General features: G+C 70.3%; 15 protein-coding genes. 7 read left to right on the top strand and 8 right to left on the bottom strand.

The window, feature by feature from the left end:
- Positions 1-186 precede the first annotated feature (186 nt).
- The 4 genes from G6045_RS18435 (at position 187) to G6045_RS18420 (ending at position 3,394) form a co-directional block, all read left to right on the top strand.
- The gene (locus G6045_RS18435) at positions 187-1,698 is read left to right on the top strand and encodes a carboxylesterase/lipase family protein (RefSeq protein WP_165333078.1); all 1,512 of its coding nucleotides are present in this window, start codon (positions 187-189) and stop codon (positions 1,696-1,698) included.
- A gap of 86 nt (positions 1,699-1,784) precedes the next feature.
- Entirely contained in the window at positions 1,785-2,687 is a 903-nt protein-coding gene (locus tag G6045_RS18430) for an aminoglycoside phosphotransferase family protein (RefSeq protein WP_165333077.1), read from the top strand.
- Between the two features lie 24 nt (positions 2,688-2,711).
- A complete protein-coding gene (locus G6045_RS18425) occupies positions 2,712-2,999 on the top strand; it encodes a hypothetical protein (protein WP_165333076.1) in 288 nt (95 codons plus the stop codon).
- Positions 2,996-3,394, top strand: coding sequence for a type II toxin-antitoxin system VapC family toxin (locus G6045_RS18420; RefSeq protein ID WP_165333075.1), 399 nt, complete (start codon positions 2,996-2,998; stop codon positions 3,392-3,394). The genes G6045_RS18425 and G6045_RS18420 overlap by 4 nt, the downstream gene beginning before the upstream one ends.
- Positions 3,395-3,475: 81 nt before the next feature.
- Here G6045_RS18420 and G6045_RS18415 read toward each other — a convergent pair whose 3' ends face one another.
- The 3 genes from G6045_RS18415 to G6045_RS18405 all read right to left on the bottom strand — a co-directional run bounded on the left by G6045_RS18415 (position 3,476) and on the right by G6045_RS18405 (position 8,153).
- Positions 3,476-4,966, bottom strand: coding sequence for a flavin monoamine oxidase family protein (locus G6045_RS18415; RefSeq protein ID WP_165333074.1), 1,491 nt, complete (start codon positions 4,964-4,966; stop codon positions 3,476-3,478).
- A gap of 15 nt (positions 4,967-4,981) precedes the next feature.
- Complete coding sequence (locus tag G6045_RS18410) at positions 4,982-6,115, bottom strand: flavin-containing monooxygenase (protein WP_165333073.1); 1,134 nt, start codon at positions 6,113-6,115, stop codon at positions 4,982-4,984.
- 67 nt (positions 6,116-6,182) lie between these two features.
- Positions 6,183-8,153, bottom strand: coding sequence for a recombinase family protein (locus G6045_RS18405; RefSeq protein WP_165333072.1), 1,971 nt, complete (start codon positions 8,151-8,153; stop codon positions 6,183-6,185).
- A 269-nt stretch (positions 8,154-8,422) separates the two neighbouring features.
- Here G6045_RS18405 and G6045_RS18400 point away from each other — a divergent pair, with 269 nt between their 5' ends.
- Together G6045_RS18400 and G6045_RS18395 are read left to right on the top strand one after the other, a co-directional pair.
- Positions 8,423-8,872 carry a DoxX family membrane protein gene (locus G6045_RS18400; protein ID WP_165333071.1) on the top strand — a complete coding sequence of 150 codons (450 nt, stop codon included), beginning with the start codon at positions 8,423-8,425 and terminating at the stop codon, positions 8,870-8,872.
- Positions 8,872-9,300 (top strand): Zn-ribbon domain-containing OB-fold protein, encoded by a 429-nt coding sequence (locus G6045_RS18395; RefSeq protein ID WP_165333070.1) that lies wholly within the window; start codon positions 8,872-8,874, stop codon positions 9,298-9,300. Before G6045_RS18400 ends, G6045_RS18395 begins: the two co-directional genes overlap by 1 nt.
- Positions 9,301-9,401: 101 nt before the next feature.
- On the opposite strand, the gene G6045_RS18390 is transcribed toward G6045_RS18395, so the two are convergent.
- Both G6045_RS18390 and G6045_RS18385 read right to left on the bottom strand, forming a co-directional pair.
- Positions 9,402-10,136, bottom strand: a complete 735-nt coding sequence (locus G6045_RS18390; RefSeq protein ID WP_165333069.1) for a pyridoxine/pyridoxamine 5'-phosphate oxidase — start codon at positions 10,134-10,136, stop codon at positions 9,402-9,404.
- 118 nt (positions 10,137-10,254) lie between these two features.
- On the bottom strand, positions 10,255-10,680 hold the full coding sequence (locus G6045_RS18385) for a pyridoxamine 5'-phosphate oxidase family protein (RefSeq protein ID WP_165333068.1): 426 nt from the start codon (positions 10,678-10,680) through the stop codon (positions 10,255-10,257).
- Positions 10,681-10,896: 216 nt separating this feature from the next.
- Here G6045_RS18385 and G6045_RS18380 point away from each other — a divergent pair, with 216 nt between their 5' ends.
- Complete coding sequence (locus G6045_RS18380; protein WP_165333067.1) at positions 10,897-11,424, top strand: hypothetical protein; 528 nt, start codon at positions 10,897-10,899, stop codon at positions 11,422-11,424.
- A gap of 182 nt (positions 11,425-11,606) precedes the next feature.
- Here G6045_RS18380 and G6045_RS18375 read toward each other — a convergent pair whose 3' ends face one another.
- From G6045_RS18375 to G6045_RS18365, 3 genes are all read right to left on the bottom strand, one after another.
- Positions 11,607-12,788 (bottom strand): thiolase C-terminal domain-containing protein, encoded by a 1,182-nt coding sequence (locus tag G6045_RS18375; RefSeq protein WP_165333066.1) that lies wholly within the window; start codon positions 12,786-12,788, stop codon positions 11,607-11,609.
- Between the two features lie 127 nt (positions 12,789-12,915).
- Positions 12,916-13,182 carry a DUF4235 domain-containing protein gene (locus G6045_RS18370; protein ID WP_165333065.1) on the bottom strand — a complete coding sequence of 89 codons (267 nt, stop codon included), beginning with the start codon at positions 13,180-13,182 and terminating at the stop codon, positions 12,916-12,918.
- Between the two features lie 85 nt (positions 13,183-13,267).
- The gene (locus G6045_RS18365) at positions 13,268-14,320 is read right to left on the bottom strand and encodes a YihY/virulence factor BrkB family protein (RefSeq protein ID WP_165333064.1); all 1,053 of its coding nucleotides are present in this window, start codon (positions 14,318-14,320) and stop codon (positions 13,268-13,270) included.
- Between the last annotated feature and the right edge of the window lie 43 nt (positions 14,321-14,363).

The raw sequence follows: 14,363 nt of genomic DNA, 5'->3' as shown, positions 1-14,363 counted from the left end.
TCCCTGCCGGGCTTCGGGGGCGAGTCGGGAGTTCCGTACCCGGCTTCGGGGGCGGCCAGACCTTGGCGTACGAGAAGATCGCGATCTCGCCCCCTGGGCCGCCCTCCCCGTACGGCATGATCCACTCTGGTGCGCACCGCCGTGCGTGCCGTGCGCGCCGTACGTTCCCGGAAAGGCTGGACCGACGTGACATCGCAGTACCGGACAACGAGCGGCCGCGTACGGGGCAGGGAACCCGTCGGCGGCGTCACCGCGGTGCTCGGGATCCCGTACGCGGACGCACCGTTCGGCCCTCGGCGGTTTCGGGCGCCGGGGCCCGCGCCAGCCTGGGGCGGGGTGCGGGACTGCACCGCGTTCGGGCCCATCTCGCCGCAGTCGGCCGAGCTGCCCGGAGCGCCGGTGTGGCGGCCGGGGGACGAGGAGATCCTCGGCGTCAACGTATGGGTGCCCGAGGGGGCCGATCGCCTGCCCGTGCTCTTCTGGATCCACGGCGGCGCGTACACCTTCGGCTCCTCCGCCGAGCCCGGCTTCGACGGTGCGGCCCTCGCCCGTGCCGGTCTCGTCGTGGTGAGCTGCAACTTCCGGATCGGGTTCGAGGGGTTCGGCCACGTGCCCGGATTCCCCGCCAACCGCGGCCTGTTGGACCAGCTCGCCGCACTGCGCTGGGTGCGCGACAACATCGCCTCCTTCGGCGGCGACCCCGGCAACGTCACCGTCGCCGGTCACTCCTCCGGCGCGGGCTCGGCGGTCTGCCTGATGGCCATGGAGCCGGCCCGTGGACTCTTCCGACGGGTCATCGCCCACAGCGTGCCCGGCGTCTTCTACGCCCCCGAACTCGCCGCGGCCGTCACCGCGAGGATCGCCCGCGAGGCCGGCGTCGCACCGACCGCGGAGGGGCTGCTGTCCCTGCCGCCCGCCGCGTTGGTGGCCGCCTCCGACCAGGTGGCCGCGCAGTGCGGCACCGACCCCGTAACGCCGGTCCACGCGTACGACTCCGTGATCTTCCAACCCGTGGTCGACGGCGAGGTGTTGGCCGCGACGCCGCTCCAGGCGCTCGCGTCCGGGACGGCACGCGATGTGGACCTCCTGGTGTGCCACGCGCGGGAGGAGGCCTGGTTCCTGCACGCGGTAGGGGCGATACGAGAGGTCGCGACCGAACCCGAACTGGCCGACGTGGCAGTCGCGTTGGACCTCCCGCCGCACGTGCTCGACGGCTACCGGAACCTGCTGCCGGACGCCCCCGCCCTGGACCGCTACCTGGCACTCTTCGGCGACGCGCGCTTCGCCGCGTACACCTCCCGCCTCGCCGAACAGCACGCGCGCGCCGGCGGCCGCGCGTACGCCTCCCGCTTCGACCGCCGCCGCGGCCCGGCCCGCCCCTGGCACACCGCGGACATCCCCTTCGCCTTCGGCAATCTGGACGCCACCGGCGCCGGCTTCCTCATCGGCGGCACCCCGGACACCGACGACCGCGCCCTGTCCGAGCGCATGCGCCACGCCTGGGCGTCCTTCGCGACGACGGGCGACCCGGGCTGGCCGCGGGTGACCACGTCCGCCCAGCCGGTCAAGTTGTGGGCCGTTCCCGACGATCATCTGGTCCCGGACGGCGATTCCGCGCTGCGTGCCGTGTGGCGGGACGTTCCCTTCGACGTGCTGCGGCCGGCCCGGCCCCGGGCCGCCCGCGCCAGGCTGGGCTAGCGTGCCCGGACGGACGGACGACGGACAGACGGCCGGGCGGCCGGACGGACAGACAGACAGACCTGGCGGTGAACGGAGGCGTTTCGGTGGGCGAGTTGCGGTACGAGACGGAGCTCGTACGGGCGTTGCTGCGGGAGCAGCACCCCGATCTGGCGGAGCTCGAGCTGCGGGAGGTCGTCGGGGGCTGGGACAACCAGCAGTTCCGGCTCGGGGACGAGCTCGCCGTGCGGATGCCGCGGACCGAGCGGGCACCGGAGCTGCTGCGGACGGAGCGGAGGTGGCTGCCGCAGCTCGCCGAACGGTTGCCGCTGCCGACACCCGTTCCCGTACGGGACGGTGAGCCGTCGGCGCTCTTCGCGCACCACTGGAACATCGTGCGCTGGGTCGAAGGCGAGCCCGCCGACCGGACGCCGGTCACGCACGCCGCGTCGGCGGAGCGCCTCGCGGACTTCCTGCGCGCCCTGCACCAGCCGGCGCCCACCGACGCACCGACCAGCCCCGACCGCGGTGTCCCGCTGTCCGAACTGACGGGGATCGACGGCTGGTTCGAGCTCCTCGACGGCTACGCGCAGGCCGCTCTCGTACGGGACGTATGGGAGAAGGCCCTCGCGGCACCGCCCTGGCAGGGGCCGCCGGTGTGGCTGCACGCCGACCTGCACCCGGCGAACGTCGTCGTACAGGACGAAATGCTCGCCGGAGTGATCGACTTCGGGGACCTGTGCGCGGGCGATCCGGCGGCCGACCTCATGGCGGCGTGGATGCTGCTGCCGGACGGGTCGGCGTCCCGCTTCTTCGACGCGTACGAACGTGCGGATGAGGCGACGGTCGACCGGGCCCGCGGCCTCGCCGTCCTCAAGGCGCTGGTCCTCGTCGACATCGGCATGGCCGGCCGCCTCGGCCGCCCCGGCGGCAAGCCGACCTGGGAACCGGCGGGGTACGCGACGCTGGAGCGGGTGCTGGGGGATGCCGTCGGCGCGCTTGGTGTCTAATAGAGTTTCTATTAGACTTCGGATATGTCCGAAAGTGATGAGACGGTCCCCGGCGCCGGGCCGACCACGAGCGTCTCCGTGTCCTTTCACGCCGGCACGATCGGTGCGGTCCGCTCGCGCGTCGGCAAGCGTGGCGTGTCGGCGTATATCGAGGCTGCGGTGCAACGCCAGATCGAGCGCGACAATCTCCAAGAGCTGATCGACGACCACATCGCCCACCATGGCGACTTCACCGAGGCGGAGCTGGCCGCTGTCGAGGCCGAACTCTTCGGCGCGCGAACCGGCACCAGCGCTCCTGGGCGCGCTGCGTGAGCCGCACCTTAGTGCTGGACAGTGAAGGGCTGTCCCTGCTCCTACGGGACGACCGGACGATGGCGGCACGCCTCGCCGTGGCTGCCAAGCATGACGCCCGGGTCCTGGTCAGTTCGGTGACGCTGGTCGAGGCGCGCAACCCCGCGACGGCGCAGGCGCGTTTCGACTGGGTGGTCTCCCGTCTCAGGGTTGAGCCGGTGTCGGAGCAGATCGCCCGGTCTGCGTCCAAGCTGCCGGCAGCCGCCGGACTGCACGGGCACAAGTACGCCCTCGATGCGATCGTCTGCGCGACGGCACTCGCCCAGTCCGGCCCGGTGACGATTCTGACCCCGGATGTCGAGGGCATCCGGATGCTGACCGAGGGACACCCGCGCCTCACTGTGATCAAGGTCTGACCCCCAGTCCACACCCGGAAACGCACAGCGCCCGGCCGACAGAAACCCCGACCGGGCGCCCCACGTGACCGAACCACGAGGTCACAGCACCGCCAGAACCTCCTTGGCCACCCGCTCGCCCGAGCGCACGGCACCGTCCATGTAGCCCATCCAGTACGTCGACGTCTCCGTGCCCGCCCAGTGGATCCCGCCGACGGGACGCCGCAGTTCCGGGCCGTACGCCGTCAGGACGCCCGGCGGGGCGTACGCGACCGGGCCGCCGCGCGTGAAGCGCTCGTTGTCCCAGCGCTGGAGCAGGAACGCGGTCGGCGTCTTCGCCTTGTCACCGAAGTACGTCGCATAGTCCTTGAGGACCGCGGCCTTCACCTCCGCCTCGCTCGCCCCGTTCAGGGCCCGCATCTGGTCGGCCTCGATGAAGCCCATCAGAGCGCCGTACGAGGCGTCCTCGGGGGAGTTGTCGAAGGTGGAGCGGACCATGCCGGTGTCGCTGAGCGCCTGGCCGTTGAGGCCCGCGTCGCGCCAGAACGGCCGGTCGTAGATCGCGATCGCCTTGCCGACCGAACCCATGGGCAGCCGCTGGGCCAACTGGTCGCGGGCAGCGGGCAGCACGGGGTCGAAGTCGATACGGGCGGCGAGCGGCGGCGCGAGAGCCACGATCACCCGGCCCGCACGGACCGTGATGCCGTCGGCGGTCACCGTGTACGTGGCGCCGTCCTTGGCCACCCGGCGCACGGGCGCGTTCAGGACCACGCTGTCGCCGAGCGACTCGGCCAGCTTGACCGGGACGAGCTGGGAGCCGCCCTTGAAACGGATGGCCTGGGCGCCGTTCGCCGTCTCGGTGAGACGCTCAAAGGTGCCGGGGTTCGTCTCGTTGCCCGCCGCCGCTATGTAGAACAGCACGAACAGCAGCGAGAGTTCACGGGGTTCGGCACTGAAGACCGAGGCGCAGGCCACGTCGAACAGGAACTTCGCCGACGGCACCACCGCGTTGTGCCGCAACCAGGTCTCGAAGGTCTGCTGGTCCCACTCCTGCGCCTTCGCGGCGGTCCAAGGAGCGCCCACCGGGACCTTCTTGGCCATGTCGTTGAGCAGCGCCTGCACGGCCGCGGCGTTCGCGAGACCGGCCACGTCGATCGGCGGGACGGCACCGAGCAGACCGTCCGTGGCGTACGGGGTGTTCCTGCCGTCCTTGCGCAGCAGGTTCTTGCCCGTGTTGTACGTGGGGAACGTCCCGACACCGACCTCGTCGGCCAGCGCCTTCATCCGGTCCTGGGTCGGACCGATGAACTCGCCGCCCCCTTCGGTGACGCCACCGCCCGGGACTTGAAGGTTCAGGACGCGGCCGCCGACGCGATCGCGCGCCTCGAGGACCACGACGTTCTTGCCGGCCTTCTTGAGGTCACGCGCGGCGGTGAGCCCGGCGAGACCGGCACCGATGATGACGACGTCGGCGTCCCGGGTGGCGGCGGCCGCCGCGGGCGCCGCAGCGACTCCCGCAAGGGTGGCCACACCGGTCGCTGCTCCTGCGCCGAGCAGCGACCGTCGGGTGAGGCGGGATCTTTCACGTGCCATTTACGTCCTCCGAGTTCAGGAAGTCGCGGCAGCGATCGCCTTCGCTGTCTTCAGCGAATCGAGAGCGATTTCGCGAAGGTTGCCACTGATGGGGTTGGAGTAGCCGCAGAAATAGATGCCCGAAGCCGCTGTCGGGGACTTCGGCCCATGCGTGACAGGAAGCCCGTGTTCGTTCAATACGCCGAGGTGCCCGACGAGCGGTTCGAGTCCTCGCCGGTAGCCGGTTGCCGCGATGATCGCGTCCGGTTGGATACGCGTTCCGTCCGCCAGCAGCACCTTTCCAGCCTCGAACCCCTCCACTGCTGCGACGGGTTCGACCTTGCCTGCCCGCACGGCATCGATCAGACCCACGTCCTGGACCGGGATCGCGCCCTCCTGGACGCGCGAGTACAAACCCGTGTCCGGGCGCGGCAGCCCGTGCGCGGACAGATCCGGGACCGACAGCTTCGCTATCGGGGCGGCGAGACGGTCGACCAGGCCGACCGGGAGGCGGCGCACCAGGATCCCGGTGCGCTGGGCCGGCCAGCCCGCCGTCGAGCGGCGGACGATGTGCGGTGCGGTGCGCACCGCGAGGCGTACCCGTGAGGCGCCGCCCTCGACGAGGTCCACGGCGATCTCCGCACCCGTGTTGCCGACGCCGACGACCAGGACGTCCTTGCCCGCGTACGGCTTCGGGTTGCGGTACTCGCTCGCGTGCCGCAACTCTCCTTCGTACGAGGAGAGTCCGGGCCAGTCGGGAAGGTGGGGCGTGTGGTTGTAGCCGGTGCAGACCACTACGGCCTGCCCCGTCAGCTGGCGCCCGCCGGTTCCGTGCAGCAGCCAATTGTCACCGTCGGGTGCCCGCTCGACTCGGGAGACCTCGACTCCCGCGACCACCTGGAGCTGGTGATGCTCCGCGTACTTCTCCAAGTAGCGGACGACGTTGTCCCGCGAGACCCAACGGCCGAACTTTCGCGGAATGTCCAGTCCTGGCAGCGCCGACAGCCGGCGCGTGGTGTGCAGGTGGAGTCGGTCGTAGTGCTGCCGCCAGGAGGCCGCGACCGTTTCCGACTTCTCGAGGACGACCGCCGGTATGCCCTGCAGGCCCAGGGCATACGCAACGGCAAGTCCACTGGGTCCGGCACCTATGACGTATACGGGATCGGCCATGGGCGGGAGCGTAGCGGCCCTTGAGTTTGAACGGTCGCGGTCAATGAGGAATCCGGTTGCGAAACGATCACATCGCGGGCGGGAGTCCGGATTGAGAGGTTTCCAGGCCTCTTGCTGCTCGTAGAACCCATGCGTGGAAGGCTCTTGCGTCGGCCGGCGTTCCGCTCCGGAGGAGCGTCGTCGGTGGACTGATCTCCAGCGGAGGGTCTCGCAGAAGCACCGGCAGTCCGGCCAACGGTTCGCAGATCACGTGCAGCTCGGGAATCGTGCGGAATGAGAAAACGGCCTCTCCTGATCCGTCGGACGTGAGGTGCGCCATGAGCGCTTGCCATGTGCCCTCGCGGAACCAGGTTCGCTGCCGCTGGCGGATGGCTTCGGGATCTCCCCATGCGCCCAGTTCGCTCCAGATCGACCCGTGCCGAAGCCGGTGCAGCATCGCGTTGAGGGCCGACCGGAGATCGAGACGAGTCTGTTTGAAGTGCCGTGAGCCGTGCCTGGATCTGAGAATTCCCAGGACCTCCGGCCACTGCGCCTTGTCCACGGTGGCGGGCACGGGGGTTCCGGTCGCTTCGTGCCACGTCCGCACACGGCAACGGGACCCCGGCTGCTTCTTGAAGTCGTGCACGTCAGGGATGATCCACGTGCGGAGCGCCGAGAAGATCTCCTCGGTCTTCCCTGCGGGGTGCTGCTCCTCCAACTGCCGGCGGACCTCCACGAGTTCATGCTGCCTGGCATCGATCTCGTCCTTGAGGCCGCTGAGGGCGGCTTCGGCGATGACGGGATCAAGGCCGGAGGCGACGTACTGCGGCAGTGACTTCTCGATCAACTGCTCGTGGTGATGGATGGCGTCGAGCAGATGTTGTTCCCGTGCTTCGTGCTGGGCGCGGTCTCTTTGGGCTGTTGTCGAGTCGTGACAGGTCAGGGCCTGAAGCGCGGTCGCGCTGAATGCGGTGGAGAGCTTCTCCCGCACTGCGTTCTCCACCGCGTCGGCTTCCAGATAGGTGCACGTGCAAGGTTCACTCCCGGTGGTTCCCTGGCACCGGTACAGGCGACCCGTGGGCCGGCCGCCGCCGGTGTAGCGTCTTCCGCATGCGCTGAGGATGCGCCCGGACGGTGGGTACTGCTGGTTGGACCTGCGTGGTTGGTTGCTCCGTCGTCCCTGTGTTCCGCGCAGCGCCGCGACACGCTCCGGCGTCAGGAGGGCGGGCACCTCGATGGTGATGGTGGGCCCAAGCACCGGTACCCCGTCGGCGTCGACTCTGGTGGCTTTCGCGCCGGTTCCGGGTTTGCGGTAGGTGGCGTAGCCGTCGAGCGTTTCGGAAGTCAGCCGGTGGTGGAGGTTGAGCAGTGTCCAGGGGCGGCCACTGCGGGTGAGCAGGCCCAGGCGATTCAGCTCGTCCGCGGCCGCCTGATAGGTCAGCTCGTGGTCGACCACAAGCTCGACGGCTTTGAGGATCACGCGGGCTTCGTCCTCGTTGATCGACAGGAACGACTCCTTGGGGCCGAGCTTGTCGATCTTGTAGCCGTACGGTGGTGGGCCCGCGGGCCAGCCACCTTCGCGGGCCTTCTGATCCCGGCCGGACGAGGTCCGTTCGCAGATGCGCCGCCATTCCGCCTCAGCTGCGGCTACCGACTGCCGGAAGAGGGCCCAGCCCTGGGGGTCCTCGGTATCGATGCCCTCGTCGAGCGCGATGACGTGCACGCCGATCTGCTGCATGCGGCGGGCCCAGTCGAGCGTCGGGCCGACCGTGCGGCCCAGGCGGTCGACGCTGGATACGACGATTCGTTCCGCTGAGGTGTAGCGCGCGTACTCCTTCAGCGCGTCGAGGGCGGGGCGGCGCGTGGTGGCGCCGCTCACTCCCCGATCACTGAACACCTTGAGCAGCGTGTGGTGCGGGGCAGCTGCCTCCCATGCGCGCAGCTTGGCTTCCTGGATGCCGAGCCCATGGCCCGAGACTTGAACTCTGCCCGAAACGCGTGTGTATCCGAGGGCTGGAACGGGTCTACCGGCGACCGGGTCCCTCATAGGGTTGCTCATGTCAGTCCTTCCCGACTGGCCGGACCCCGGAGCGTTCGCCCGCTGCCGGGGTCACCTGTGCAGGGCGACCCTAGGTTGGGATTTCGTACATGTTGTGCCGATGTGTGCACTTGATCGTTGCTGGCGCGCGCAGGTGCGACAACAGGCCATGGAACTCAAGTTCGCTTCGAACGTGATCAGTTCGACTGCTGACCCCTTGCGGAAAGCCCCCCCATCCGCTGAACTGACGTACCGTCAGAAACGGCTCGCGCGTGAGGTGGTGTACAGGCATGGACACGGTCTGGCTCAGCGGAGCCGAGTGGGCAGCCGTACTGCGGATCGGTCTCGGTCTGTGGTGGCTGGAGAGCTGGCGGCACAAGGACAAGAAGGGCTGGTTCGAGCGCGGTACGGGGATCGCCTGGGCCGCCGACGTGGCCGGGAAGCACAAGTGGCCGTTCGTGAAGAGCGGGTTCACCAAGGTCGTCGAGCCACGGCCCAAGGTGATGGCGTACATCGTCGTCTACGCCGAACTCGCCCTCGGCCTCGGCCTGATCGTCGGCTTCCTCACCCCGATCGCGCTGATCGGCGGTCTGCTGCTCAACCTCCTCTACCTCGTCCTGATGATCCACGACTGGGCCGAGCAGGGGCAGAACGCGATGATGGGGCTGATCTCCTTCGTCGCGCTCTTCGCCATGTCCTGGCAGACCTGGTCCCTCGACAACGCGATCGGACTCTTCTGATGGCCGCCACCACCGAAAAGGGCGCCTCCTCCGTACGGTTCGACCTCCCCGAACCCGACGCCTTCACCGAGCCCTACTGGGCGGCGGCGGCCGAGGGCCGGCTGCTGGTGCGCCACTGCCGCGACTGCGACCGGACCCACCACTATCCGCGCGAGTTCTGCCCCGGCTGCTGGAGCGAGAACGTCGACTGGGCCGAGGCGAGCGGACGCGCCACGCTCTACACCTGGTCCGTCGTGCACCGCAACGACCTGCCGCCCTTCGGTACACGCACCCCGTACACCGCGGCCGTGGTCGATCTGGCCGAGGGGCCGCGGATGATGACCGAGGTCGTGGACTGCGCGGAAGAGGACCTCGCGGTCGGGATGGAGCTCGAGTTCACCTTCCGGGAGGCGGAGGGGTTCCGGGTGGCGGTGTTCCGGCCGGCCTGATGACGTGCGGGCCGGGCTGATGACGTGTGGGTCCGCCGGCTGACGTGCGGGCCCGCCTGATGACGTGCGCGGGCCCGCCGGCTGACGTTCGGGCCGGCCGCTCAGGGCCACAGGAGCTCGCGGACCCAGCCGGCGCCCTCGCGCCGGTAGCAAAGGCGGATGTGGCGGCGGCGGGCGTCCCCCTGGAAGAACTCGACTTCCACCGGGTCCAGGGCGTACAGCGTCCAAGTCGCCACAGGCGCGGACGGCTCGTCCTGCGCGCGCTGCCAAGCGGCCTCTGACTCCCGCGCCAACTCCTCCTGCGATACGAGGAGTTCGCTCTGCCTCCCGACGAGCGCCGCGGCCAGCGCCCCCGTCGAGCGCGCGTGCAGATCCGCCTGGCTCTCGCCGGACGGGGCCTGCGCGACCGGGCCGCGCAGCCGGATCTGGCGGGCCTGGGCCGGCCAGTAGAAGTGCAGGGCCGCCTCGGGACGGGCCGTGAGCTGGCGGCCCTTGCTGCTGGTGGCGTGCGAGGCGAAGTGCCAGCCGGCCTCGTCGGCGCCGTGCAGCATCAGGGTGCGTACGTCGGGACGGCCCGCCGCGTCGGCCGTCGCGAGCTGCATCGTGTGCGGCTCGCTCTGGCCCGCGGCGACGGCCTCGGCGAACCAGCGGCGGAAGAGGGGCAGTGGCGCGTCGGGCGCCGCGGCCGGGTCGAAGACCGGCAGCTCGATGTCCCAGACGCGCTGGGCCCGGAGCAGCCCGGTGAACTCCTCGGCCGTGGGGTGCCCGGCGGCTGCGGGCTCTGCGGCGGCGGGTGCGGCGGCCTCTTGCGGTGCGTGTCCCTCGTACGACGTCATACGGGGATTCTCATACGGCTCCGGACAGCCCCGACAGCCCGAACGGCTCCGACAGCCCGAACGGCTCCGGCAGCCCCGGCGGCCCGGGCACCCCGGGCCGCCGTACCCGCCCGTGAGCTCAGAACGCGCCGAGGTCCGAGGAGACCCAGCGCTCCGGGCGCAGCGTGATGATGACCGCCTCGCCGTGGTTCTTCTCCGAGAACTCCACGTATCCGTCGACCTTTTCGGCCGGCATGTAGCGCGTGGAGATCTCGACCAGGTGCTCGCGGGTCGAGGGGACCGTGGAGACCACCGGGCCCTCGACGGAGGCATAGCGGACGGTCGGCTCCACGCGGTCGATCATGAGCGTGAACCGGCCCGCCTTCTCGATCAGTTGATGCTTGCGCGAGCCCTTGCCGGTGTGGATCCAGATGTCGCCGCCGGGCGCGTACTGATACCAGACCGGCACCGTCAGGGGCGCGCGTCCGTCGCCTGCGTCGACGGACAGGGCGGCCACATGCGGCTCGGCGAGGAACTGCTCGCGTTCTTCGCGGCTGAGTGCCATGACAAACGACTCCCTCTGTTGCGGTCACGTCTTCGGGTCCGGCACACGGAACAACGTCTGCCGGGGCGCCGGTGTTCCGACGGGCTCCGACCGGGGCCGGGCACTCCTGTTCGGACCAGTGCGGTTGCGGAGCGTCATGGAGGGTCACAGGCTGTGGTCAGGGCCGGCCCGTTCCCCCAACCCGCTCGACCAAGAACCCCGGAAGGGACCCCCCTCATGCACAAGCACACCACCGCCCGCGCCCTCATCGGCGCGGTGCTCGCCGGCGCCGTCGTCCTCGGTACCGCGGGTGCCTCCTACGCCGCCGTCGCCCAGGCGCCGGTGCGTGCCGCCGTTCCGGCCGACCACCAGGCCGCGTACGAGGACATGCTGCGCGCGGTGCTCACCACCGCGGACGAGCTGGTCACCGCCGCCGGGCAGGGCCCGGTCGACACCGCCGCCTACCGTGCGGCCTTCGACCGCGAGCTCGCCTCGGCGCCCGCGCCTGAGGACGTCCCGCAGCTGGAAGCGGCGATGGCGGGTCTCGCCGTCCAGGCGAGCGCCCTGGTCGACGCCATCGAGAAGAAGGACACGGACAAGGTCCTGGCCTCGATCTCCCTGGTGAACACCGCGGTGGCCAACATCGTGAGCGCGCTCAGCCTGGACGCCGCGATCAAGCTCGTCGCCAAGCCGCTCGACCCGTCCAGCATCAAGCTGCCGACCGGGACGAAGCTCCCCGAGTTCAAGATTCCGTTCTTCGGCTGATCGCTCGGGGCTGACGCCCGCTCGGGCTGATCCCTGAGGCTGACGCGGCGATACGGGCGGGGGCCGACGGTTTCGTACCGTCGGCCCCCGCCCGAGTGCTGTCCCCTCGCCGAGCCCTGACCCGAACGGCTCAGCGCCCGACCACCGCTCCCGAGCTCAGCGCCCGACCACCGCTCCCGAGCTCAGCGCCCGAGCACCACCGTCCCCGACGAGCAGAACCAGCCGCCGGTCCCCGACGCCACCGCCAGCTCGGGCAGCCGGCCGCCGGCCTTGCGGACCTGGCCCTCGCCGGCCTCGCCGCGCAGCTGCCGTACCGCCTCGACCAGCAGGAACAGTCCGCGCATGCCCGGGTGCTGGGCGGAGAGCCCGCCACCATCCGTGTTCACGGGCAGGTCCCCGGTGAGGGTGAGCCGCCCCTTCTCGACGAACGCGCCGCCCTCGCCCTTCGCGCAGAAGCCGAGGTCTTCGAGGGTCACGAGCGTCATATACGTGAAGGCGTCGTAGATCTCGGCGATGTCGATGTCGGCCGGGGTGACGCCGGCCCGTTCGAAGGCGAGCTTTCCGCTGACGGCCGCGGGCGAGACGGTGAAGTCCTCCCACTCGGACATCGTGGTGTGCGAGATGTGCTCGCCCGCCCCGAGCACCCAGACCGGGTCCTTCGCGCAGTCGGCCACGTACTCCTCGGCGACCAGGAGCACGGCCGCCCCGCCGTCGGACCGTATGCAGCAGTGCAGCTTCGTGAACGGGTCCGCGATCATCGGGCCGTCGAGGACGTCGTCCACCGTGATCGGGTCGCGGAACATCGCGTCCGGGTTGGCCGCGGCGTTCGCCCGGGCCTGTACGGCGACCTCGGCGAGTTGCTCGAGCGTCGTGCCGTACTCGTGCATATGGCGGCGCGCGGCCATCGCGTACTTCGAGATGAGGGTGTGGCCGTACGGGACCTCGAACTGGAGGGGTCCGCGGGCCCCGAAGGAGAGGTTCGAGGTGCGGCGCCGGGCCTTGATGTCGGCGCGGGCGGTGGAGCCGTAGACGAGGAGGACCGCGTTGGCGTGGCCGGCGGCGATGGCGTCGGCGGCGTGGGCGGCCATCACCTCCCAGGTGGAGCCGCCCACCGAGGTGGAGTCGACCCAGGTGGGCTTGAGCCCCAGGTACTCGGCCACCTCCACGGGGGCGAGGATCCCGAGCCCTGCCGAGGCGAAGCCGTCGATGACGCCCTTGTCGAGCCCGGAGTCCTTCAGGGCTCTGCGGGCGGCCTGGGCGTGCAGGGCGTAGGGGGTCGCGTCGTCGACCTTGCCGCAGTCGGAGAGGGCGATTCCGGCCACGGCTACTTTGCGCCGGGGGGCGCTGGTTATGACGGTGGACATGAATCTGACGGTACATCAGATTCGGTGGGCGGGGCAGGGGTTGGAGACCAGGGCGGAGGCCGGGTGGGACGTCGGAGTGGACGCCGAAGTGGACGCCGGAGTGGAGGTCAGCCGGGCCGGACGCCGGTCAGCCGGGCCAGACGCCGGTCAGGCGGCGGGTGGCGGTGGCGCCGCCGCGGTCGACGGCCGCCTTGACGCCGGCGAAGATCGCGCCCTGCAGCACGGCCGCCGTGAGGACCTCGCGCCAGCTGCGGTGTTCATCGGTGGCGTCCGGGGCGTCCTCCTCGTTCGCGACGCGTTTCCAGACTTCCTTGAAAACGGCGCCGGCCAGGACGCCGCTCAGGGCACCCAGGGCCATGCCGACCGGCTTGTAGACGATTTTCGAGGCTTTCATCGGCGTCTCCAGGGGGCGGGTGTCGATGTCGGTCGTCCGTGTCTTTCGGTCTGTCGGCTCTCGAGGCGGGGGGTGTTCCGGTCTGTCAGCTCTCGAGGCGGCGGCGGTCCTCCTCGTCCCATGCCCGGGTGTCGCGCGGCTGGACGTAGGGCTCGTCGTCGGCCCGATGGCCTCCCGCGACGGCGCGCTGGCGGGCCATTTCCGCATCCCACTCCAGGCCGAGCAGGATCGCCAGGTTCGTGATCCACAGCCAGACCAGGAAAATGATCACGCCGGCGAACGTGCCGTACGTCTTGTTGTACGAGGCGAAGTTCGCCACGTAGAGCGCGAACCCGGCCGACGCGAGCATCCAGATCGCCAGCGCCAGCAGACTGCCCGGCGTGATCCAGCGGAACCCGCGCACCTTCGCGTTGGGCGTCGCCCAGTAGAGGATCGCGATCATGATCATCACCATGATCACGAGGACGGGCCACTTCGCGATCGACCACACCGTCAGAGCCTCGTCCCCCAGGCCCAGCGCGCCGCCGACCTGCTCGGCCAGTCCGCCGGTGAACACGACGATCACCGCACTGGCCACCGTGAGCACCATCAGGACCACGGTCACGCCGACGCGGACGGGCAGCACCTTCCACAGGGGGCGGCCCTCCGGCATGTCGTAGACCGCGTTGGCGCTCCTGATGAACCCGGCCACATAGCCGGAGGCCGACCACACGGCGAGCAGCAGACCCACGATCGCCATCAGCGAGCCGATCCCTGACTTGCCCTGCAACTGCTCCACCGCGGTGCTCAGAATGTCCCGCACCGCACCCGGAGCGAGCTTTTGGATGTTGTCGAGGACTTCCTGCGACGCGGACTTCCCGAGGACCCCGAGCAGGGAGATCAGCGCGAGCAGCGCCGGGAACAGCGCCAGGATCCCGTAGTACGTCAGCGCCGCGGCCCGGTCGGCCAGCTCGTCCTTCTGGAACTCCTTCGCGGTGCCTTTGACCACCCGCCACCAGGAACCCTTGGGCAGCCCCGCCGGAGTGTCCGGCGCCCGCCGCTCCACCTCCGCGTCCGGCCCGGTCCGTTCCACAGGCCCCTCCGGCCCGCGCTCCTCTGCCGGTCCGTCCGGCTCGCGCCGCTTCCCCGTCGATGTCATGCCGCGCGAGTATCCGGTTGAGCGCCGGCCAACCACCGGGGAT

Origin of the sequence: Streptomyces mesophilus, assembly GCF_011044995.1 — a bacterium.
In the GTDB taxonomy this organism is placed as follows: domain Bacteria; phylum Actinomycetota; class Actinomycetes; order Streptomycetales; family Streptomycetaceae; genus Streptomyces; species Streptomyces mesophilus.
This window is presented reverse-complemented; position numbering and strand designations above follow the sequence as displayed.

Coding starts and splice junctions, on each gene's coding strand:
- G6045_RS18415 (WP_165333074.1), bottom strand. CDS start 4,966: ATGGCACGTGAAAGATCCCGCCTCACCCGACGGTCGCTGCTCGGCGCA.
- G6045_RS18425 (WP_165333076.1), top strand. CDS start 2,712: ATGTCCGAAAGTGATGAGACGGTCCCCGGCGCCGGGCCGACCACGAGC.
- G6045_RS18400 (WP_165333071.1), top strand. CDS start 8,423: ATGGACACGGTCTGGCTCAGCGGAGCCGAGTGGGCAGCCGTACTGCGG.
- G6045_RS18365 (WP_165333064.1), bottom strand. CDS start 14,320: ATGACATCGACGGGGAAGCGGCGCGAGCCGGACGGACCGGCAGAGGAG.
- G6045_RS18375 (WP_165333066.1), bottom strand. CDS start 12,788: ATGTCCACCGTCATAACCAGCGCCCCCCGGCGCAAAGTAGCCGTGGCC.
- G6045_RS18385 (WP_165333068.1), bottom strand. CDS start 10,680: ATGGCACTCAGCCGCGAAGAACGCGAGCAGTTCCTCGCCGAGCCGCAT.
- G6045_RS18410 (WP_165333073.1), bottom strand. CDS start 6,115: ATGGCCGATCCCGTATACGTCATAGGTGCCGGACCCAGTGGACTTGCC.
- G6045_RS18390 (WP_165333069.1), bottom strand. CDS start 10,136: ATGACGTCGTACGAGGGACACGCACCGCAAGAGGCCGCCGCACCCGCC.
- G6045_RS18405 (WP_165333072.1), bottom strand. CDS start 8,153: ATGAGCAACCCTATGAGGGACCCGGTCGCCGGTAGACCCGTTCCAGCC.
- G6045_RS18395 (WP_165333070.1), top strand. CDS start 8,872: ATGGCCGCCACCACCGAAAAGGGCGCCTCCTCCGTACGGTTCGACCTC.
- G6045_RS18370 (WP_165333065.1), bottom strand. CDS start 13,182: ATGAAAGCCTCGAAAATCGTCTACAAGCCGGTCGGCATGGCCCTGGGT.
- G6045_RS18380 (WP_165333067.1), top strand. CDS start 10,897: ATGCACAAGCACACCACCGCCCGCGCCCTCATCGGCGCGGTGCTCGCC.